This is a genomic window from Paenibacillus sp. 01T47, assembly GCF_056398245.1.
This window is the reverse complement of record NZ_JBFTPA010000017.1, coordinates 99,864-122,107: the sequence shown is the minus strand read 5'-3', so window position 1 is coordinate 122,107 and position 22,244 is coordinate 99,864. Positions and strand designations below refer to the sequence as shown.

Annotated in this window: 15 protein-coding genes; 4 read left to right on the top strand and 11 right to left on the bottom strand. The window is 43.9% G+C overall.

What is annotated here, in order from left to right; genetic code table 11:
• Window positions 1-90: 90 nt before the first annotated feature.
• On the bottom strand, window positions 91-7,332 hold the full coding sequence (locus tag AC1DOV_RS26475; protein ID WP_477551437.1) for a 5'-nucleotidase C-terminal domain-containing protein: 7,242 nt from the start codon (window positions 7,330-7,332) through the stop codon (window positions 91-93).
• 988 nt (window positions 7,333-8,320) lie between these two features.
• On the opposite strand from AC1DOV_RS26475, the gene AC1DOV_RS26470 reads away from it, so the two are divergent.
• On the top strand, window positions 8,321-9,256 hold the full coding sequence (locus tag AC1DOV_RS26470) for a helix-turn-helix transcriptional regulator (RefSeq protein ID WP_477551436.1): 936 nt from the start codon (window positions 8,321-8,323) through the stop codon (window positions 9,254-9,256).
• An 80-nt stretch (window positions 9,257-9,336) separates the two neighbouring features.
• Window positions 9,337-9,840, top strand: a complete 504-nt coding sequence (locus tag AC1DOV_RS26465) for a DinB family protein (RefSeq protein ID WP_477551435.1) — start codon at window positions 9,337-9,339, stop codon at window positions 9,838-9,840.
• A 161-nt stretch (window positions 9,841-10,001) separates the two neighbouring features.
• Here AC1DOV_RS26465 and AC1DOV_RS26460 read toward each other — a convergent pair whose 3' ends face one another.
• Genes AC1DOV_RS26460 through AC1DOV_RS26445 form a run of 4 tightly spaced genes read right to left on the bottom strand, consistent with a single transcriptional unit; the run spans window position 10,002 to window position 14,947 of the window.
• Window positions 10,002-11,783, bottom strand: coding sequence for an ABC transporter ATP-binding protein (locus AC1DOV_RS26460; protein ID WP_477551434.1), 1,782 nt, complete (start codon window positions 11,781-11,783; stop codon window positions 10,002-10,004).
• A 10-nt stretch (window positions 11,784-11,793) separates the two neighbouring features.
• On the bottom strand, window positions 11,794-13,536 hold the full coding sequence (locus AC1DOV_RS26455; protein WP_477551433.1) for an ABC transporter ATP-binding protein: 1,743 nt from the start codon (window positions 13,534-13,536) through the stop codon (window positions 11,794-11,796).
• Window positions 13,537-13,553: 17 nt separating this feature from the next.
• Window positions 13,554-14,129, bottom strand: coding sequence for a hypothetical protein (locus tag AC1DOV_RS26450; protein ID WP_441882712.1), 576 nt, complete (start codon window positions 14,127-14,129; stop codon window positions 13,554-13,556).
• On the bottom strand, window positions 14,126-14,947 hold the full coding sequence (locus AC1DOV_RS26445; RefSeq protein WP_441882714.1) for a hypothetical protein: 822 nt from the start codon (window positions 14,945-14,947) through the stop codon (window positions 14,126-14,128). Before AC1DOV_RS26445 ends, AC1DOV_RS26450 begins: the two co-directional genes overlap by 4 nt.
• Before the next feature lie 154 nt (window positions 14,948-15,101).
• Here AC1DOV_RS26445 and AC1DOV_RS26440 point away from each other — a divergent pair, with 154 nt between their 5' ends.
• Both AC1DOV_RS26440 and AC1DOV_RS26435 read left to right on the top strand, forming a co-directional pair.
• Entirely contained in the window at window positions 15,102-16,190 is a 1,089-nt protein-coding gene (locus AC1DOV_RS26440; RefSeq protein WP_477551432.1) for a glycosyltransferase, read from the top strand.
• Window positions 16,191-16,276: 86 nt separating this feature from the next.
• Window positions 16,277-17,224, top strand: a complete 948-nt coding sequence (locus tag AC1DOV_RS26435) for a TRM11 family SAM-dependent methyltransferase (protein WP_477551431.1) — start codon at window positions 16,277-16,279, stop codon at window positions 17,222-17,224.
• Between the two features lie 14 nt (window positions 17,225-17,238).
• Here AC1DOV_RS26435 and AC1DOV_RS26430 read toward each other — a convergent pair whose 3' ends face one another.
• The 6 genes from AC1DOV_RS26430 to AC1DOV_RS26405 form a co-directional block, all read right to left on the bottom strand.
• Window positions 17,239-18,012: an alpha/beta hydrolase gene (locus AC1DOV_RS26430; RefSeq protein ID WP_477551452.1), complete on the bottom strand. Its 774-nt coding sequence runs from the start codon at window positions 18,010-18,012 to the stop codon at window positions 17,239-17,241.
• 179 nt (window positions 18,013-18,191) lie between these two features.
• Window positions 18,192-18,656: a divergent PAP2 family protein gene (locus AC1DOV_RS26425; RefSeq protein ID WP_339204894.1), complete on the bottom strand. Its 465-nt coding sequence runs from the start codon at window positions 18,654-18,656 to the stop codon at window positions 18,192-18,194.
• Between the two features lie 54 nt (window positions 18,657-18,710).
• On the bottom strand, window positions 18,711-19,562 hold the full coding sequence (locus tag AC1DOV_RS26420; RefSeq protein WP_477551451.1) for an MBL fold metallo-hydrolase: 852 nt from the start codon (window positions 19,560-19,562) through the stop codon (window positions 18,711-18,713).
• On the bottom strand, window positions 19,562-20,323 hold the full coding sequence (locus AC1DOV_RS26415; RefSeq protein WP_076267194.1) for an ABC transporter permease: 762 nt from the start codon (window positions 20,321-20,323) through the stop codon (window positions 19,562-19,564). Before AC1DOV_RS26415 ends, AC1DOV_RS26420 begins: the two co-directional genes overlap by 1 nt.
• A complete protein-coding gene (locus AC1DOV_RS26410; protein WP_477551430.1) occupies window positions 20,311-21,063 on the bottom strand; it encodes an ABC transporter ATP-binding protein in 753 nt (250 codons plus the stop codon). Before AC1DOV_RS26410 ends, AC1DOV_RS26415 begins: the two co-directional genes overlap by 13 nt.
• A 168-nt stretch (window positions 21,064-21,231) precedes the next feature.
• Window positions 21,232-22,212, bottom strand: coding sequence for a siderophore ABC transporter substrate-binding protein (locus AC1DOV_RS26405; RefSeq protein WP_339204896.1), 981 nt, complete (start codon window positions 22,210-22,212; stop codon window positions 21,232-21,234).
• Between the last annotated feature and the right edge of the window lie 32 nt (window positions 22,213-22,244).

Sequence of the window (22,244 nt, the reverse complement as noted above, 5' to 3'; positions counted from 1 at the left end):
GTGTCGCCTTCTTTGTATGAAAACAACAAATCTTACTAAAAAAAACGTCCCCCCCACTCATAACAAGTGGAATGGGACGCTTTTGCTTAATTAAATTCCGTTTCTTCCTTCATACTCTAGTGCGGACAAAATCAGTGTAACCACATCTGCTCTTGTTGCATTTTTCTTAGGTGCAAATTTATTGCCGCCCATGCCTGCTACTAGTCCTTCGGCTTGTGCCGCAGCGATATAAGGACGAGCCCATACAGGAATGTCACTCAAATCAGCAAACGTCGGCTTCGCCTTCGGATCAACTTTAATGCCTAGTGCGCGAACAAGAATTACGGTCATTTCCGTTCTTGTTAATTCACTTGATGGTCGAAGCGTATTATCCTCGTAGCCCGCAATGACCTTATCCTCGATAAGCTGTGCAAAGAAGGAGCGTGCCCATGCAGGAACTTGACCCGCATCTGCAAAGTCCAGCTTGCTTGTCGACGATTCAAGCTTCAGCGCTCTGCCAACCATTGTAATAAATTGTGCTCTTGTTGCTGTGTCTCCAGGGTGGAACGTACCGTCTCCATACCCATTAACAAACCCAATTTCCACTGCCTTCGATATAGCATCTGCAGCCCAGTGGCCGCGTACATCACTAAATGTGATGGTTGGCGTCGGTGTTGGTGTCGTCACCGGCGGTGTCGTCGGTGTTGGCGTTGGTGTCGGCGTCGGTGTTGTCACCGGCGGTGTTGTTGGTGTTGGAGTAGGTGTTGGAACTACAACATTCACATCAACAATACGTCCTTCTGTCGTTGCATTAATCGTACCTAATTGATTGATATACTCCAAGAATACCTCGTAGTCAACAATATTCATTTCGTGCTGGCGTCCAGCATCTTTGGCTTGCTTCATCGAACGATAGAAATCGCCGCCATTAGCCATAAATGAGTTTGTTGCTACAAAATAATAAGCATTCAAATCAATTGCACTGTAGCTGCCGTCTGCGTTTTTGATTTCAGCCTTCGTAATGCGTTCGCCAGCCTGCTTAAGCTTTCCGTCTGCATCCAATATTTCAGGGTTCTTATTAGAATCGTAGTAGAAGCGCATGCCCGATACTTGCGGGAAGCGGCCTTCTCCGGTTTTGATTCCACTTACACCGTTCTCAAGCGCAGCAATAATTTCTTGGCCTGTCATACGAAGCGCCGTAAGGTTGTTTCCGAAAGGCATCACCGTAAGCAATTCGCCCATCATGATGTCTCCATCTACTTTACCTTCAGCGGTTTTCTTAATTGATTCGCGAATACCTCCGCCATTCTGAATGCCAACATAACCTTTTACATCCAATTGCTTCAATGCCTCGTTGCTGTTTACAAAGCTTTTTACTTTGGAGACCATTCCGTCTGTGATCAAGTTTCCTAAGTTGGTTTCTTTTGACCGTACAGAATTACGATCACCATCCAGGAACACATTTGTTTTACCGATGACTTGCTTCTGAATATCGGCAACACCCGCACTGTATGGCTTCAACATTTCAACAGCTTCCGGGTCCGCTGCATAGCCGCTAACTGTAAGCAGCTTGCCATTCCATGCGGTCAATATCCCTTTGTTATTGAATTCGAGGTCCAAGCGGCCCAAATAATTTCCATATTGTTCTGCCTGTACAACGAGTGTCGGTTCTCCCGCAGCATGATATACAAGCGGTGCGTCAACCTTCGTGTGGCTATGTCCACCGACGACTACGTCGATGCCCGTAACCTTCTCAGCCAATACTTTATCAAATTCATTTCCTAGATGCGTCAATGCCACAATCTTGTTGATGCCTTCTTTTTGGAGCATTTTAACCGTTTCTTCAGCTTTCTTGATATAATCCTCGAACACAATATTATCTCCTGGCGAAGCAAGGAATTTTGTGTCTTCCGTTGTTAAGCCGAATACGCCGATCTTTTGCCCGCCTTCATCCAATATAATTGCGTCATAAATTTTACCTTTCGCAGCTGGTTTACCGATTGCCTGCTCAGACACAAGTCCGTTCATTGCAGGATCCTTGCTGAAGTCAATATTCGAGCTTACAAACGGGAACTCCGCTTTTTTGATAAAATCAGCAAGTACGGATGGACCTTTATCGAATTCGTGGTTTCCGAATACCATCGCGTCATAACCAATCTTATTCATAAACTCCAAGTCCGCTTGACCAAGATATTTGTTAAAGAACAGCGTTCCTGAGAACACATCCCCTGCATCTAGTAAGATAGAATCTTTTACTTCTGCACGAATTTCTTTAATCGCTGTAAATCGTTTTGCAATCGAATCAAGGTGAGCATGCGTGTCGTTAACATGCATAATCGTTAGCTTGAATGGATCGTTCTCACCTGGAAGAGGCTCGCCTTTTAGATCAACAATCCGGCCTTCAACAGCTGAAGTTGCTGCCGTGATCGTTCCAAGCTTCTGAATGTAGCTCGTAAATACTTCATAGTCCGGCAAATACAATAAGTTTACGCGTCCTTCTTTATAAGCCTTCTCAAGTGAAGCATAGAAATCTCCGCCTTTGGCCGTAAAAGCATTTGTCGCAACTTCATATTTTGCTTTCAAATCAATCGGAACGTAGCTATCTCCGTTTTTCACTTGAATGCGCACTACACGCTCGTTCACTGGTTTAGTCGAGTCATAATCAAAACGCATTCCAGCGATATGCGGGAAGCGACCGTCCTTAGTCGTTGTAATCGTAGACACACCGTTTTCCATTGCGTCCTTGATTTCTTGTCCCGTTAAAGTGATCGTAACCAAATCGTTATTGAATGGAAGAACGGTTAATACTTCCCCTTGAGTGATCGGCCCCTCACTAATCGTTTCACGTATTCCGCCGCCATTTTGCAGCGCAATGACCGCATTTGTTCCTGCCGCTTTCGCTGCTGCCAGCATACCGTCAGCGATCAAATTTCCAAGGTTCGTTTCTTTTGAGCGCACATCAGCACGAAGGCCATTCAATATAACATCCGTATTTCCTACTACCGTTTTTGACATCTCAACAACGCCGGGCTTATACTTCGATTCTAAAATTTGTTTAGCTTCGGTATCCTCAGCAATGTTAAATTCCTTACCCGTCATCGCATCGATGGATATCAGTTGATCATGCCATTTGGTTAGAATACCTTCATCGTTAAAGCTCACTTCAAGCTTGCCAAGGAACTGGCCTTTTTCACCCGTTTGAACGATAAGCTTTGGTGCGCTCGGATCCGAATTGTCGACAACTGCTGCATCTAATTTCGTATGACTGTGTCCTCCGACAATGATATCGATACCTTGCACCGCTTTAGCAAGCTCCACATCTGCCTCATAACCAATGTGAGATAAAACAATGATTTTATTAATGCCTTTTCCTTGAAGCATAGCAACTGTCTCTTTGGCCTTCTCGACTGCATTTTCGAAAGTTACATCGCCCGGTGAAGCGATATTAGCCGTATCTTCCGTGGTAAGACCAATTAAACCAACCCTTGAACCATCCACTACTTTGATAAGTGCTGGATAAATAGAAGCGCCATTGCTTCCATTACCAATTTCATTTTTGAATAATTTGTTTAATACATCGTCTTTCGAAAAATTCACATTAGACGAAACAAAAGGAAACGATGCATTTTTAATAAAATCAGCAAGTACATTCGAATTTTTGTCAAATTCATGATTACCGAAGGTCATCGCATCATATTGAACTAAATTCATAAATGCAAGGTCCGCTTGTCCCAAGTATTTGTTGAAATACAGCGAGCCTGAGAACACATCTCCAGCATCGACCAGAATCGGATTCTTCGAGCTTGCTTTTGCTTCCTTAATCGCCGTTACACGGCGTAAGATATTGTTCGGTACGCTCGTCGTATCTAAATCCAAATTCGCATGCGTATCATTTGTATGCAATATCGTCATATCAAGCGGCTTAATTTTAGATGATAAATCTAGCTGCGCAAGAAGCGGATCATGATCGCTCACTCTGCCCTGCTCTGTAGAGAAATCAGCATTGACATGAACCACGTCAATTTTTGCTGTTGTCCCATTCGCTTCGTCAACGAGAATGTGATCCAGCGTTTGTGAATTACCGTCATAAATATACGAGTAACGTTCTGAAACTGGTAGCGTATCAACAAGATTCGTCAATTCATTGCCTTTAATCTTGTTCAGTGTGCCAGAGAATTGGAAATCGTTAAAGTCGCCTAGCACAACTACACTTGCTTCAGGATCTTTTGTTGTCAATTCTTTCACGAAACTGTTTACCGCTTCGGCTTGCTTAGCTCGCTGTACCTCACTGCTGCGAACAACCGGTTGAATTTCACCCCATGGCTTGCCATCTCCGCCCTTGGAATTCAGATGGTTCGCAATCGCAACAACACGTTTTCCTTGGAAACTAAACTCTGCAACAAGCGGTTTACGAGATGAAGCAAATGTTGATGCATCCGCTGAGAGAATGCGTCCTGGATTTTGCGTCAAACCGCCAACTTCATCTACCTTTATCGCTGTTTTGAAGTCGCCTTTCGTTCCTTTTGCAAGTGTTACTCGATCTGCTTGATACAAGAAACCGACACGGATATTACCGCCAGGAGCGCCGCCATCTTTATTTCTCTCAGGAGCGATGTCTGTATAAGAATACGTAGGTCCGCCTTTTGCTTTAATCGCATCAATCAGCGTTTTGAAGCTTTGGTCAGCATCCGTATTTTCGGTATCCTTTTCACCATCGTTATCTTGTACTTCCATTAAACCGATAATGTCTGGCTGCTTCATATTCGTTACAATAATTGAAGCGATTTTTGCAGCTTTAGCTGTTTGATCTGCGCTGAAGTTTTCCACATTAAATGTAGCAATCGTCAGCTTGTCCGGGTTCGGTACAATATTCGTTACCTTCTGGACGTTTGCGCTGCGTACGATAGTTGGCAAAGCTTGTGTAGGCATCAACTTATACAGATCACCAACATATTGAATTACGCCTACGATATTGCCGTTAAAAGCATCGCCAGTTTTAATTTCTGCACCAGCTGGCTTTGATCCGCCTACATACAGCTTCTGCGGGTTCAAGCTGCTATCAATAGCAGACAAACCATTTCCTTGCAATACAATTCCGCCTACAGCGGTTTTCACTGGATTGTTAGCACCATTATCAAACGTAATTGGAGTTACCGCATTCGCGTAAGGTCCAGTAATCGTTGGATTTTTCACTTCAACGAGCATGCTCTCCAAACTCTCGAAGAAATCAATTGCATCGTTCTCTGGGTTGAACTTGCTAAAGCTGTCGGTATCGATCAGGTTAGGAATGATTCTGCCGCCTGTTCCTACCAATGTAGCTGTAGGAAGCTGGTTATCACTCGATACCTTAGTGATTGTTGCTGCATTGATTTGCGTTACAGTCAAAGATGGACTGTTTCCAAATTCCTCTACAGTACCTGTGACTGATACTCCATCCTTAACAGCTAGACCATGTGCTGGCTTATACACCTGAATAGCCTCAGACGTATTCGGATTCTCATCCTGCTCCCCATCAGGTGCCTGCATGTAGAAGGAATTCGCGCTGACCGAAGTAATAATACCAGTAACATTCGAAACCTTTACATTGGCATAGATCGATTTATGCGTCTCACCCTGAATTGTATGAATGGCAATACCATTCGTATTTTCTAATACTTTATACGTAAATGTCGATACATCGCTTGTCACTCCACCAGCTGTCACTACCGCTTTAATGACCATATCCTCATTTACGACAATGGCTTTCGTGTAAAGCGTTCCTGTAGTGGCTGTCGGAACAGTTCCGTCTGTCGTGTAACGAATCACACCACCCGGAACTAGTGAGCTTAGCGATACAGCTCCTCCTGCGTTAATGCCGCCTGACGGAGTGCTAGCTTGAACAGCCAACTTTTTCTCAACAATGTCGAGTGTATTACGCGGCAATAATTCCAATCCTACACTGGAATGGAACGTCATAACGCCAGTAACCTGCTCGAAAGTTTTACCTGCCACAAACGAAGCATCGGAAGAATAAATAATAACTTTGCCGCCATTCACAGCATCCGTAGCTGTAACAACGCCGCTGGCAACACTTTCAACTTTAATATTTTTGACTTGAACCAAACGTGCTTCGAATTTGTTGCGATTTTCAGTCGTTTTGCCAAAGCTCGAAGAATCAACAACGATCTGATCTGGAACAGGAGCAGAACCCGTTACTTTTGCATTTTCAGCAGATGCCTCCAATTGAAGCAATCCCGAAAATTCAGTCAGCTTGCCAAAAGCCTCAATGACGTCACCCGGCTGTGCGGAGACAGTATTTGGAACTCTAACAATAATGCCTCCGTTTTGATCCTGTACAAAAAGATTTACAAAAGCGCCTGAATCCGCTCGGTGTGTTACAACACCACTAAGCGTTACGCTTGTACCAAGTGCAGCCGCACGTGCTTGTGCGATAGTCACTAGTGTAGAAATCGTATAAGAATATTCACGCAAAGCACTATTTGGAAAACCTTCTTTTTTGGCATAAGTATGAACCGTTGTAGGCGCATTAATTTTGATTTCTGTTACATTTGGTTGATACCATGTAAAGTCCTCTGGAGCGACTTGTGCATCACCTGCTCCATATACACTGTAGTAAACGCTGGCGTCAACCGTAGGCGTCGAGAGCTTAATGATTGTACCTGGAAGTACAGCTCCTTCGTTTACGTCTGGCGTTACTGCTTCAATCTTGTCAGAAACAACGCCGTAAGAGGAGTTTCGAGGGTCAGGTGTACCCACCTCGAAATCCGCTTTATTGTTATCAGTGTCCTGAGTGCGATTGCCTTTACGAATCACTGCTGTAACATTAGTAAGTGATGTACCAGCAGAACCTGTTCCTTCAAATTCTGGACTGGTACCATAACCAACCAGATCGATAATATTATTTTTACTATCTACTAGCTTTACCTTTCCACCCGCTGCGCCCAAGGCTAGGGTACCAGTATCATCCGGGCTAGGCAGGTTAGGAGCATTAACATCTGCACCTGCAGACTGTTGAATTAAATAATATTTTCCGGCTCCTATCGTAACATTCTTTAATTGCATGAAACTCTCCGGCCATACTCCCACCAACGAAGTTGCCGATCCGTAAAACAATTTCATTTCATTTAAGGAAATTTCTTTATTCGTTGGGTTGTAAAGCTCAATAAAATCTTGCTTAAACGTCGAGCCAGTTCCGTTTCCCCCACTGCCATACACTTGTGAAATAACGATATTATCTCCTGCAGGCGACGCCTGAACCGGCGCACCTAAGCTGCCGAGCGTGCCTCCAACCAAAAGAAGAGCCGCTAACAGCATGCAAGCTTTTCTTTGTATTCGTATGACCAATTTGTGCATCCTACATTTTCCCCTCTCCACAACCAGTAATGAATAAAATAGTTTACCCAACAATTAGATTAGCTACAAAGTGTAATCACAACATCAAAATGAAATTAAGTTCTCGTAAACATGCACATTTGTTCATAGATGGCAATAAAAAATCCCCTTACTCCAAAAACATGCATAACATCCGTGAACAGACTATTTGCATTGATGAAGGAAGGGGAATTTAACTTCGGGCCCAAAGTTTATGAACCATCTACTCTTAAATGTGATGTAAACTAACACAAGACTTTATGGAGAGTATACAACGGAACATTTTTCCTGTCAATTGGTAGAAGGATTTGTTTTAAATAGACTAAAATTGTGTTTGAAGTACCATATACATAACTTAACATGTAACTTTAATGGGTCGTTTTGTCTATTTAATAAATGCCAAAGTGGTTCTTTCCGTATATTCAAGCTTAATGTTACAATATTTTCTAATCCATAATCGTGCCTAGAGATGTGTTGACCTTCTAAATTTTCTACGAAACTCCCATTAATATGTCGAAAGATACGATATTCATTGGACTCAAAAGCAAAGTCAGGACTTATCAAACAAGCGGGAAATGCAAGGATGAGCAATAGATCACTGCAACTGGAATATAACGAACACCAGACACGTTATTTGCTTTAAAATGCTACCTTTTTAGTTCTAACGAACCTAGGGAGCCTTATTAGACCTCAATTGATGTAAATGAGCTCTATTTTACACATATAACGTTATCTGAGTTCGTTAGAATTTATTTTGGACCTGATTATTGCAAATAGCAGCATATAGGTTCGTTAGAATTCAGTTTATGCTCGTTACTTCTGGGTTCATTAGCATTCAGTATCTGCTCGTTGCTTCTGGGTTCAATAGCATTCAGTCTCTGCTCGTTGCTACTATATTCGTCAAAGCCAGCCGCCCCAAACCCGACAAGCACTACTCTCTAAAATAAATCCACAACCAAAGGTGATCACTTTGAAAATAGAACGATTGCTCGCTGTTATCATTTATTTATTGAATCACGGCAGAACAAGCGCTTCGGTTTTGTCCCAAAAGTTTGAAGTGTCAAACCGAACGATTCAGAGGGATATGGAAGCCATTAATATGGCAGGCATCCCCATCCTTTCATTTCCGGGGCTGCTCGGAGGTTTTGAAATTATGGAGGGCTACCGCTTAAGCCATCAGGTTCTCACTAAAGATGAGCTCATTTCCGTAATGACAGGACTAAAAGGGCTGCAAAGCCATTCAGATGATCTTGATGTTGCCCGCACGCTAGAGAAGATGCGAGCGCTATTGAAAAAAAGCGATATTCATTATACAGACAAAGCACTCGAGCAATGGATTATTGATTTATCCTCATGGGGCTGCAATGAGGAGGAGAAGAAAAAAACAACTCTCCTTCGACAGGCCATTCAGAAGAAAATGGTCGTAACCTTTGACTACACCAACTCCCAAGGCTGCTCAGCTAAAGCTGTCGTGGAGCCGGCTTCCGTCGTTCATAAAGGGTTCCATTGGTATTTGTACGGCTATTGCAGAGACAAAAATATAACAAAGCTTTATCGACTATCGAGAATGCGAAAACTAGCTGCCATATCCGAAAACTTTGACCGAGAAATCACCGCTTATGACGCTGCAGCCATTGAAGCCGAATGGAAAACGAATACGAAGACGGTGCGTTTGGTGATGCGTTTTCAACCTAGCGTTAAAGTGAGAGTCGAAGATTCATTTCAAGAAGGAATCATCCGCTGCGAGAACGACGGTACAATGTTTGTTGAATTCGTCTATCCTGAGGATGAATGGGTATATGGCATGATTTTGAGCTACGGGGACGCCGTGGAAGTAATGGAACCGAAATATGTGAGGGATATTATTCGAGATAGAGCGAAAAAAATATGGCGGCTTTACAGCTAAAAAAAGGAACAAAACGATGACAGGCAGTTGTCGTGGTTTATGTTCTACAATTCAGTTATATCTGATTGTAGGAGGATTATATGATTAAACAAAATGAACTTATTCAGCAGTTTGGCAGCTTAGCGCCGTGGTATTCATCCTTATCCCATATCACACCTGAACCAGCATGGCTTAATCCGATCAAGGAGGGCAAATGGTCCGCCGCAGAAATCATTGCCCATTTAGACAGATGGGATCAATATTTCATAACAAGCGTACTGCTCGAAGCTGAAAAAAACAGCAATGTTGAATTCCCGAACCACGATGAATATAATGCTGCCTCCTCGGCTTACGCATTATCGGGCATATTGCCTTCTGAAATTTTGATTCAAGCGATGGAGACAAGACAAAAACTTGTGCAAAAATTAACCGAAATGACTGAGCAGCAATTTTTTCATCCTATTATTGTAGACGGAAATACACATTGTCCACAAACCAAAGCTCCCTATTCGATCGGATATTTAATTTTTGATTTTATCCAGCATGACGAGCATCATCGCAAACAAGTAGAAGAGTTTCTACTTCAGCCGCAGTCTAAGAAGTGATACAAGAGATCGCATAAATGAAGCCTATTTCAACTAAATCAGCACACGTTTTAAATTATATGACTCTATAAGGTCATAACATAGCAGCGGCAGCCTCGGAATAATTCCATTCCTTGGCTGCCGCTATTCTCATTCCTATTCAAAGCATTAAAAGTAAACTTCTACCGTCCTTGTGTTTCCATCGTTACAGTGGCCGGCTCAGTCGATACTTTCTCGCCTTTCTGCAGCTGATACATTTTATAATATCTGCCTCGCAGCGCCATTAAAGTATCATGATTGCCGCGCTCCACGATTTCACCGCGATGCAAGACGAGAATCTGATTCGCCTCTCGAATGGTGGACAAGCGATGAGCGATAATTAGTGTTGTCCTGCCTTCACTGACCACCTTCAAGGCTTGCTGAATCAGTCCCTCCGTCTCACTGTCGATGCTGGCTGTCGCCTCATCCAATATAAGAATAGAAGGATCGAAGGCTAAAGCTCTAGCGAAGGAGATAAGCTGCCGCTGTCCCGAAGACAACGTACTGCCGCGCTCAACTACAGGTTCATCATAGCCGCCAGGCAGCTGCTCTACAAAAGTTGCCGCCCCAACATCCTTCAGCACGCTTTTCACACGATCCATTGGGATGTCCTTGTTGTACAGGCTGACGTTGAATTTAATGTCGCCTGCGAACAAGTAAGGATCTTGCAGCACAATGCCCATATGCTTGCGCAGCTCCTGCTTCGAATACGTCGCTATATTACGTCCATCAATCGTAATGTTCCCTTGATCAGGCTCATAAAAGCCAAGCAGCAGATTCATGATCGAGCTTTTGCCCGAACCGGTATGACCGACTAATGCAACCGTCTCTCCCCTGCGCGCTTCGAATGAAATTTGCTTCAGAACGTTTTCGCCCTCTTTATATGCAAACGTAATGTTATCGAATTTCACGACACCATCCGGACGTTTCACCTGAGCTACCTCTTCGACCTCCATTCCTTCCATGTCCAATATCGCAAATACCTTCTCCGCAGAAACAAATGCACGCTGTGCATTCGTCAGTTGGTCGAAGATACCGATAATCGGCTGAAAAATACGACCCAAATAATCGATAAAAGCATAAAACACGCCGTACAGAATTGCTGTTTCCAGTGAAGCTCGCCCAAAGTACCAAATAACCATCGCTGTTACCAAGCTTCCAATGGTGCCCACAATGTTTCTTGAAGACAAAGAGAAAACTCTAAACTGTTTGATCTGGTTAATGTATCGATCCTCGTTCAGCACCTCAAACTCTTCGAGCGTCACCTTCTCGCGGCGAAAGGCTTGAATAATCGGCATAACGACAATTGATTCGTTGATCATTGCATTCATGTCGCTGAGACGTGCGCGCATAATCGTAATGTATTTCTTGGAGTATTTTAAATGAATGACCATAATGATCGCGAAAAGCGGCGGCAAGAGCAAGCAAAACATCGCGAGCCGCACATCCAAAATAAACAATGCAGTAAAAATACCTAGCAGCTGTACGAAGCTGACAACAAAGGTCGCCATGAAGCTCATGAATAAATCCCTTATCGCCTCTGTGTCGTTCGCAATTCTCGATACAATTTGCCCGATCGGCGTATTGTCGAAGTAGCGCAGCGGAATTCGCTGAATATGACTCATTAAATCCATACGCATATTTTTGATAATGCGAAGCGCCGTCGTCTGCAAAATATAGGATTGCGAGAAATTGCTAATACTTGCAACAAGCAGCAGCCCCATATAAACGCCCAGCAGCCCGAGAACTGGCATAATATCATTCCCGCCGACTGATAAATGCTTATCGATTATCGTTTTTATAATGAAAGGTCCGCCGAGCTCAGCACCTACCGCGCAGCACAGAATAAGCAGGGCGCAGATAATTCTAAACTTATAGACGAGAGCATATGCGAATAGTCTTCTCGCCGTTGATTGTTTTGGCATTCTAAGCCTCCTATTCTTCCAAGCTAGCTTCCATTTGCTGCCGTTCCCACTGTTCCTTGTACCAGCCGCCAAACAGCATCAGCTCTTCATGAGTGCCTTCTTCGATGATTCGGCCCTCATTCAGCACAAGTATCCAGTCCGCATGACTAACCGCTGATAGGCGATGAGTCGTAATAAATGTCGTCTTTCCTTCACGCTCCAAACGAATATGGTGAAGAATTCGACTTTCCGTCCGTGCATCAACTGCCGAAAGTGAATCATCCAGCAGCAATATTTCGGAATCAACGAGCAATGCCCGCGCAATCGCCAGCCGCTGTTTTTGTCCGCCTGAGAGCATAACACCATTTTCCCCAACGACCGTTTCAAGTCCTTCTGGCATTTGTGCAATATCTTCTGTAAAAGAAGCCATTTGAACCGCTCGAGCGATTTCATCCTGTGTTGCGTTCGGCTTGCCTAACGCAATATTTTCTCGAATGGTCTTGGAGAGAAGCAAATGCTCCTGAGGCACATAGGCAATCCAGCGTCTCATCTGGTCTATCTCAATTTGCTCAACTGGAACTCCCGCTACCATTAAGCGATCCGCTTCAAGCGGATATTGACGCAGCAGCTGCTTAAGCAGCGTACTCTTCCCACTCCCCGTTTTCCCTACGATTCCAAGTGTCTGACCTCGTTCAAGCTGAAAGGATACATTGTTCAAGCTAGGCTGGCTAGCCGTAGGATAAGTAAAGGTGAGCTGTTTCATCTCAATGCGCGTAGGCACCTTAATGGCAACAGGCTTATCTGAATCTTGAAGATCAGGCTTTTGCGTTAACGCCGAGTCCAATCGGTCAGCAGAAGCACTGCCGCGCTGCAGCACATTAATAAACTCGCCAAACGAAATCATTGGCCAAATGAGCATGCCCAAATAGATATTAAATGAAATGAGCTGGCCAAGTGAAATCTCATCTTGGAATACGAGATATGAGCCATAACCTATTCCAATGGAATAACTGACACCTACAATTAACGAGATAATCGGCTGAAACATCGCATTTAGAATCGAAACCCGTTTATTTTTGTTCATAACTTCTGAGGTCACATGATCAAATGCAACAAGATCATTGTTTTCCTGCACGTACGAACGAATAACGCGTATGCCCGATATCGATTCCAGCGCATGTTCATTCATTTTCCCAAAGGAAGCCTGCGCGTCCAGAAAGCGGGTTCTTACTTTTTTGCCCAGCTTGCTAATTACGACTGCCAGCAATGGAAGCGGAATAAGTGCCGCGATCATTAATTTATAGCTGACTAATGAAATCATCATAATAATGACTACCGATGCTCCTACCAGCGTATTGACGAGCGTCATTACACCGTATCCCGCTGTCTGGCCAATTGCGAGTACATCATTTGTCGCGAGCGCCATCAGCTGCCCCGTGCTGTTGCGCTGAAAGAAAGCAGGCGTCATCCTTGTTAAATTTGCTAGCAGCTTCCCTCTCAGCACCTTCTCGATAAGCGCCGAATTGCCAAACAGCGTCGTAATCCATATATAGACCATGACGTAAAGAAATAACGCAAGCAGAACTAGTGTCAACACCGTCTGCGTTAAACCAGCAGAGGTCAGCTGGCCATCGCGGATGTTGTCAACCGTTCGTCCAATTAGATTAGGCGGTATTGTGGAGAGCAGGCTAACTAACGCCATAATGCCTATGGCAAGCGCATAGCTGCCCCATCTATCCTTAAAAAACCATCGCAACCGTTTTACAAAAGACATGAGATCCCCCTTTTCCGCTAATTCAACGACCTTTTCTCTCTAACATTTGAGACTCGAAATGGCAATCGAAGAAATAGCAGCTCCATAATGAATAACAATATTCCAAAAGCGATTAACAGCATGACCCAGCTATCTTCTACATTCAACAAGAACGGATATATTATAACCATTAAAATGTTGAACACCAAATAAGTATTTCTGCGGCTAATCGCAGTATCCAACAACTGAACAGCCCCATCCTGTTTCAGCATTTCAATAAGCCCATTAAAAATCCAATACGCCATCAAAATATGAAGAATAAACAGCAGTTGCGAGTAAAAATGGACGGCCAGCGGCATAGACGAAAATTCCGTAATTGTTACATTTGTTTGGATAAACAGAACTGGAATAGTAAGAATGATCAGAACAATAGAAATGTACTTCGCTTTTTTATATGCCGGGTGTATGGAGCCCAGATGCTGCAGGGCTGATAAAACCATCAAGTAACCTATAATGTCAGGCAGCAAATCAAAGTATCCAAGCCTTATATCTATCATTGCAATAACAAGGCCCCAGCCAAGTCTCCTTAGTTCGCGTCTGAAAGGGGTGCTCAATGCATTTCACCTCCCGAACGGACTAAACGATTCAGCTGCCGCTCACTAAAATTAAGGTTATGATTAATCGGAATATCCTCAATCATTTCCCGTCCATCTTCCAGCTTGAAGTGAAGAATGATTTTGGATTTAAACATCGTGTAGGCTTCGGGTTCATTATCCGGAATAGACCATTGATATGTAAATGCTAATGAATCATCTTGCGACAGCTTCATAGGGAATTCAACCGACTCAAGCGGCTTCCCAGATAGATCAAGCTTGAACCATGGCTTCACTTTATCGCTGAACGTATATTCAATCTTCTCCAAAACAGCCGCTTTCCTTACATACACCTTATAGCTTCCAGAGCCATTTGAGGACGAGCCACCCGAAGCAAAGTCTAGTATGCCTTCTCGTTTATTCCACTCGACATTAATCTCACCAATCGGAACTTTTCTAGACTGCCCTTTCTCGTAATACACCGTAATCTCTCTTATTGTGAACGGTATTTTCCTCTCCTCATTGATAAGATCTGGAATCAATTGTCCAGACGCTCGCATCTCAGATTGATGAGTATGTATGTTGCTTTTATAAATTTGAAATCGGAATTCCGGCAGTTCTTCTATTTGAATGCTGCTTACTTTATTAGATGCTTGTTTATTTTCAAAAAATGTAAAATCAAGTATTTCACCAGTGCTCCCATTTATGGTGCTGTCATGCTTTAGAAACAGCGCCTCCTTCAGCTGCATGCTCTGAAAATACCAAAGGTTTCCTAGCCAGCTTCCCGCAATGAGAAACACGACGATATACCATCTCATTTTAATTTTCAGTCCTGTCACCCCTCTCCTCATCTGTTCATATTACCACTTATTTGTGCTAGAGATAATAATTGGTTTTAAAATAAGTGATTGTTCTTTATAACGAATGTGATATGATTATTTTGAACATCGCTTTATGAAATTTAAACGATCGAACACGTCAGAGGTGTAGCCTATGAATTACGCGATAAGTGCGATTGTACCTATATTTAATGCCGAAAATTGGCTGCGTCCCTGTTTGAAAAGCATTCTTAATCAGCCTTTTCGAAATATTGAGGTGCTGCTCGTCAATGATGGTTCCACTGATCTCAGCGGCGCAATATGCGAAGAATTCGCTATAACAGACAATAGAGTTAAAGTGATTCACAAGCCAAACGGCGGTGCGAGCAGCGCCAAAAATGCCGGTTTACAAGCAGCAAGCGGCAAATACGTCGCCTTTCTTGATGCTGACGATGAAATCGATCCGCTTTTTTTCGTAAAGCTATACGCCATGGCAGAAGAGCATGCTTGCGAAGTGTTGATTGGAGGTTACGCGACAATTCCAACCAAACAGAACGTATCGCCCTGCTTTCGGCTGCATACCGTTATGAACGGCAAAGATTTAATACTAAGCGCTACAGCTGTTCATTCGAATAATGACCTGTGTTTTACATGGCGCAGTCTATTTCTTCGCGCATCGCTTGAAAAAAACGGGATTCTGTACAACGAGGGATTAACGGTTGGAGAAGATACCATTTTCCATTTGGAAGCCTTGCTAACCTCTGATCGTGTCTGCGCGATTCCAGACCCTTTGTATTATCACAACACGGTTAACAATCTGAACAGCCTGATACGTTCTCCCTATAAGCATTATCTTGAAGAAAGCATTGTTCTGCAGTACCAGCTGCGGAAGAGCTTATCCGAGAAATTCGGTTTATTAGCGCATGCCCATTATAGAAAGGACATGGCGTCCTACCACATCCAAACGATCCTTTCGATGCTGATTAACAATTTCAAAAACAATCCTGTCTCTCCTGCAAAAAAAGATATGGCAAGAATCGTCAACCTTAAAATGATGACAGACAGTACGAAGGAGCTTGGCTGGCTTCACAATTACAGCAACATCAAGTCTTTTCTTTATTATTTAACGCTTAAATTCAAGCTTGCTGCATGGCTATATCACTTTGAATTCCGCTTGCCGCGCCAATCGCCATTGCTGTTTCTCAAGCTTTTTGGAAGGAAAAAAACTATTCATAACCGACTGATTCGCTACACCAAGCGTTAATCGCACATCGCCATTCCTTTGTCCGCCCCTCCTTTTCATGTATACTAGAGGCTTCAATTCAATTATACAAAGGATGCGACAACAACTTGGAAAATAGAAACAATCTATTCGTATATACCTATGGCTATCGCATTGAAGAGGCTGATTTATGCCGCTTGGAGATGCGTTCTTTATTTGGAAAACAATCAGAAACTGATCTTTTGTTTAGCGAAATAGACGTACATCCCGACCGGAGTCCTTTTATGAGAGAGCGTCTTGAAGTTTTATATCAAGGCGAACGGCTTGAGGATATTTTGGAGCAGGTGAAGCAAATTCAATTAGGAGAGGCTACATTTAAGGTGATTTTCCTAAAAATGAATGACCTGACGGCGGAAAACAAAATCGATTTTGAAGGACAACGCGCAATTGAACGTGAACTAGGCGTTTATATCGAAGGCGAGGCTGATGTACGCAAACCTGATTGCGTTTTTGGCATTTTAACATGGGGCGGTCGCTGGTACTTTGGCAATTATATAAAAAGCAAAGCTGTCTGGCTTGCACACATGCAAAAACCGCGCAGCTATTCCATTGCACTCAGCACGCGAGTTGCGCGCGCTATAGCCAATATCGCTATCCCGAATCCAGTCGGGATTAAAGCGATCGACCCTTGCTGCGGCATTGGGACGGTACTGGTAGAGGCGCTGTCCATGGGCATGAACATCGTCGGCCGAGATATCAACCATTTTATCATTCGCGGGACACGTGAAAACCTGGCTCATTTCGAATATGAAACAGATGCCGTTTGCGGTGATATTGCTGATATCTCTGACCATTATGATGTAGCCATTGTAGACATGCCTTACAATCATTTCTCTAATACGACACCCGAGGCACAATTCTCCTTGCTGCAGCATACTCGCCGAATCGCAAGCAAAGCTGTCATTGTGACTGCTGATCCAATGGACGAGCTTATTGCAAACGCAGGCCTTACCATCTTAGATCGCTGTACAACTCGAAAAGGCAGCTTCGTCAGACAAATAATCGTCTGTGAATAGTAGAATTACAGCTATTATTTGTACCCATTAAATGCTAACCACGAAGCGCAAGCAGCCGTCCATTCTTTTGTATGCTCCTCATCCTCGGCTAAGCCAAGCCCATGACGTCCTTTCGTATACACGTGAAGATCAAAAGGAACCTGGTGCTTGCTCAGCGCGGATGCGAACAAAAGGCTGTTCTCGACAGGAACGGCGCCATCATCTGCTGTATGCCATAGAAAAGTTGGTGGTGTATCCGAGGTTACCTGCGTTTCATTGCTGAGCTGTTCGATTTGATCCAGCTTCGCTTCTTTGCCAAGCAAATTTTCTCTTGAGCCCTCATGGGTGAAAGGGTCTTTGAGTGTGATGACAGGATAACATAAGACGAGTAAATCCGGACGGCAGGACTGTCGTTCAATAACATCCTCTGCATTTTCATTCCCTTGGTCATAGCTTGTCCCCGCATTTGAAACTAAATGCCCGCCTGCTGAAAATCCAAGAATACCTACTTTATTCGGATTAATGCGATACATTTCTGCTTTGAAACGGACGGTACGTATCGCTCGTTGAACATCCAGCAGTGCGCAAGGATATTGATAAGGCGCCACCCGATATCTCAAAACGAACGCAGAAATGCCTAAACTGTTCAGCCATTGTGCAATCGGTTCTCCTTCATGGTGCGCTCGCATGCCATAACCACCACCTGGACATACGATAATTGCTGGTTTGTCCTCGCCATCTACAAGATAAGGCGTTATGGCTGGACAATCCTCATCTGCATTTCCCAGTGCATACGGCGCTCCGTGCATCCACAATAATTGCTCTGCCACCTTATTTCCCCCTTATGCTGCATAAGAATTGAAATCTTTTACCATTATATAACTAACGGTTCGGCCAGTCATCTGCAAAAGTATGTATTCAAATAAAAGCAGGCTTAAGCCAAAAAAGCGCCTAAGCCTGTCTATTCATTTTACAATTGCTGCTTGCCTTATTTCTTGTTAATCGTCAAAGCTCCAACGAAACCGATAAATGCTCCGAGCAGTGAGCCGGCTAAAACTTCAATAGGCTGATGACCGAGACTTTCCTTAAGCCGTTCACGCCTGCGCGCATGATACAATCCTGGATGCTCGCCAGCCAGCTTCTCCACATCCTCGTCCAAATCATTTACCTGCACAGCAATTTCACCTGTATGCCTGCGAATATTCATCGCATCGTACATCACAATAATGCCCAGCATCGCGGATATGGCAAATTCCGGCGTCTTTACGCCATATTTGGTCGCCGTGTATGCAGCTAGCGCGGAAACGCCGCTTGAATGTGAGCTCGGCATTCCACCTGAACCAATAATTTTCCGCACATCCCATTTGCCGCTTCTCGCAAAATGTACAGGCAGCTTAAGCAATTGGGCTGTCCCAACAGCCGTCAACGCTGTCACAAGTCCTCTGTTTGACATATCCGTCAACCTCCAGTCCTTATTCCCATCTCATTTTGCCCTGCTGAGCGTAAATTATTTCATATAAATAAATCGCTCACCGGGGGCGAACATATGGAACTTCTGTGCTGGATAATGACGCTGGATATAATCGACGAAATAAGCCGGGTTCTCATCATTGTGTGGAAATAAGCCATAATGCATTGGAATCAATAAATCAGCATGAATTTGCACCGCAATCTCAACAGCCTCACGATAATTGCAATTGCCGACGATCCCCTGTTCATTGCGAACAAAATCTCTTCCATTGATCGGCAATAATGCAATATCGATTTGTCTGCTTTGCAGCCAAGTGACAAGCTCTGGGAAACCAACGGTATCTCCAGAGTGATAAAGATGAATACCATTAAAATTCGCAACATAACCTAGAAACTTATGCTCACCTGCTTCATCCTGTTCGAACTGTTCATGCTTGGCAGCGAATGCATCGAGCCTTATGCCGTCTGCAAGCTCAATCGATTGACCATGAGAGATACCAATCAGCTGCTCATCACGGAAACCCCATTCCTTCAATAGCGGAAGATGAGCTCTCGGCACGATAAATCGTGTTTTGGATGATTGCTGAATAACTTGCAGCGTCTGCTTGTCCATATGATCCTCATGGTGGTGGGAGCATACGACATAATCGACATCGAGGCAATCCGAAGGCGACAGCGGCGATTCGAAGGCTCGTGACCACGGCGGTCCTGCCATCTCATACACCCAGTTCGTCAAATACGGATCAAATAAAATCGTTTTTTTGTTCCATTTGACGAGAAAGCCCTCTTGTCCAAGCGCCCAAAGCGCCAAAGCTTGATCTGGAAGTTCAGTTCCAGTTATTTGCTTTACTAAATTTTTCCCACTGTTATAAACGTTCACGACGGTCATCACCCTTTTTGCTCCATATTTTGAATGCGAAGGTCTTTCGTAAACCATAGCTTATAGCTTAATAAACTTAAAATAATGCTCGTAACCGCTGCTGAGCTTGCGAACGCAAACACAATTAATATTTGGTACCGAACCGCTTCGATCGGATTAGCGCCAGCGATAATCATCCCTGTCATCATACCGGGAAGCTGAACCAGACCTACTGTCTTCATTCCGTCTATCGTCGGAATCATGCTCGATTTAACCGATCGCTTCATTACATCTTGAATCGCTTGCCTTGCTGTCGCTCCAAGTGAGAGCAGCGTCTCCATCTCGCCTTTTGAGGATTCGACCTCTCTTCTCATTTGATTGAGCAGTAAACCCGAAACGACCATCGCATTGCCGATCGTCATGCCGCTAATCGGAATAATGTATTGCGGTGTCGCTTCTATAATTCGAAAGCCGAGCAGCAGTCCCATCATAAGCAGCTCTGTCGATGTGATCGCAATCGCGATTTTCCAAATGATGCCCTTCAGTCCAGCTCCCCTTTTACCAGCATGATAAGACGCTACACTAATCATAAGTACAAGGATCATTGTAATAAACAACGGGTTGCTCGTATTAAAAATAAATTGCAGCACATAGCCGACAAGCAGCAGCTGTACCGCAGAACGAATGGTGCCAATCGCGATGTCTCGCTCAAGCCCAAGCTTCTGCCATACGGAGATAAGCATCGTAATCATCACAAACAACAAGGTAAAGCTAAGTGCTACGATTGACATGGCTGCTCCTTTTGTATCGGCGCTTTTATATAATTTTGTGCGAGCTCAGATGTTGGATGTTCAAAAAAAGCAGCCGTCTCGCTGTTCTCCAGCAGCGTTCCTTCCCCCATGAACCATATCGAGCTGCTCATCTGCTGAGCCTGCTCCAAATCATGTGTAACCCAAAGCATCGTTGCCCCTTCTTGATGATGCCACTCTCGCAGCACTTCCTCCACCATTTCCTTGCTGCCTCGGTCAAGCGACGCGGTAATCTCATCAAGAAGAAGCACGGTAGGATGAAGAAGCAAGGAACGGAGCAGCGATATTCGCTGTTTCTCTCCTCCTGACAGCTGTTCGGCGCTTTTGCCCATATCAAGATGATCCAGCCCTAGCCTTGGCAGCATGTGACGTACGAGCTTCTCATCATACGGTATGCGATGCAGCATACTCACGGTTCTCAAATTTTGCTCAATGCTCCCATTCAGCATAACGGACTGCTGAGCAACGTAACATACCTTCATTCTCCAAACCCTTGGATCTAGTTCTCGCTGTGAAACATTATGTAAACGGATATCACCCTCATCGGCGTTATCCAGACCTGCAAGCAAACGAAGCAGCGTGCTTTTGCCTTGTCCAGATACACCTAATATAGAAATAATAGCCGGATCAGCAATCGTTGCAGAAACATTTGCGAACAGCTGAACATTCCCATCACCACTGCGGTTCTTCCTGATACTCTGAAGTTCCAAGACACTAGCCACAAACGTTCCTCCCTTCGGCTTCCCTTACATTATAGCTGTAATGCTTGGCTCTAAAAAGTAAATTTAATAAGCCATAGCCCAGCTCGTATGCAAAAAAAGGCTGATGACTACTGCCGCAGTTGCGGAAGCAGGCCACCAGCCTTCATAGTCCATCTATGCTTGCTGCTATTATTTTATCGCTGCGTCAATTTCTTTAACCATTTCCGCTACAGAAATAAGTCCGCCGCCGGAAAGGTACCAGAAGTCTGGATTAAGATATACGATATTTCCTTCTTTGTACGCTTTAGTGTTTTTCACCAAAGCATTCTCAACGGAAGAATGTGCATCCCCTGATCCTTCTGTCACTGCATTGCGGTCAACTACGAATAAGTAATCAGCATCCTTCTCTGCTACATATTCGAACGTTACAGGGTCGCCGTGCGTTGAAACTTTAATGTTCTCATCTACAGCCGGTATGCCAAACACATCATGAATGATACCGAAACGCGATGCTTTACCATATGCGCTGATTGCACCTTCGTTTGCCAAAATAATAAGGCCATTTTTTCCAGAAGCTGTTGCTTTTTCATTCAACGCTTTAATGGAATCATTGATCGCTGCTAGCTCTGTATCTGCTTCAGCTTCTTTAGAGAAGATTTGAGCCAATGTTTTCACGTTAGTCGTAAAGGACTCCATGAAGTTTTTGTTGTCCACACCCATAAAAATCGTAGGAGCGATCTTCGTAAGCTCTTCGTAAGCATCCTGTTGACGACCTGAAATAATGATCAAGTCAGGTGCAGTTTCATTGATTTTCTCAAAGTCAGGCTCTTTCAAGCTGCCTGCGTTTACGTATTTTGCATCTTTAAATTTTTCAAGGTATGCAGGAACGCTAGCTTGCGGAAGTGAAGCAACCTCTACACCTAGCTTGTCTAGTGTATCAAGTGTACCATAGTCAAATACGACAACCTTGCTAGGATTAACAGGGACAACCGTTTCGCCAAGCTGATGTTTAACTGTAATTTCTGTAGGTGCATCTGTTGCAGGTGTTTCAGATGCTGGTGTGTTCGTAGCGCTGTTAGCGCCTTTATTTCCGTTGTTATTCGCGCCGCATGCTGCAAGCACCAAGCTTAGAATGACTAAAATAGCCAATACAGGTATAGATTTTTTCAAAACATTCACCCCTAAATCAATTTTTTTATATT

What these genes read in the sequence shown, in the direction of transcription:
- AC1DOV_RS26475 (WP_477551437.1), bottom strand. Translation starts at nt 7,332, where the DNA reads ATGCACAAATTGGTCATACGAATACAAAGAAAAGCTTGCATGCTGTTA.
- AC1DOV_RS26465 (WP_477551435.1), top strand. Translation starts at nt 9,337, where the DNA reads ATGATTAAACAAAATGAACTTATTCAGCAGTTTGGCAGCTTAGCGCCG.
- AC1DOV_RS26460 (WP_477551434.1), bottom strand. Translation starts at nt 11,783, where the DNA reads ATGCCAAAACAATCAACGGCGAGAAGACTATTCGCATATGCTCTCGTC.
- AC1DOV_RS26455 (WP_477551433.1), bottom strand. Translation starts at nt 13,536, where the DNA reads ATGTCTTTTGTAAAACGGTTGCGATGGTTTTTTAAGGATAGATGGGGC.
- AC1DOV_RS26440 (WP_477551432.1), top strand. Translation starts at nt 15,102, where the DNA reads ATGAATTACGCGATAAGTGCGATTGTACCTATATTTAATGCCGAAAAT.
- AC1DOV_RS26430 (WP_477551452.1), bottom strand. Translation starts at nt 18,012, where the DNA reads ATGCACGGAGCGCCGTATGCACTGGGAAATGCAGATGAGGATTGTCCA.
- AC1DOV_RS26425 (WP_339204894.1), bottom strand. Translation starts at nt 18,656, where the DNA reads ATGTCAAACAGAGGACTTGTGACAGCGTTGACGGCTGTTGGGACAGCC.
- AC1DOV_RS26420 (WP_477551451.1), bottom strand. Translation starts at nt 19,562, where the DNA reads ATGACCGTCGTGAACGTTTATAACAGTGGGAAAAATTTAGTAAAGCAA.
- AC1DOV_RS26415 (WP_076267194.1), bottom strand. Translation starts at nt 20,323, where the DNA reads ATGTCAATCGTAGCACTTAGCTTTACCTTGTTGTTTGTGATGATTACG.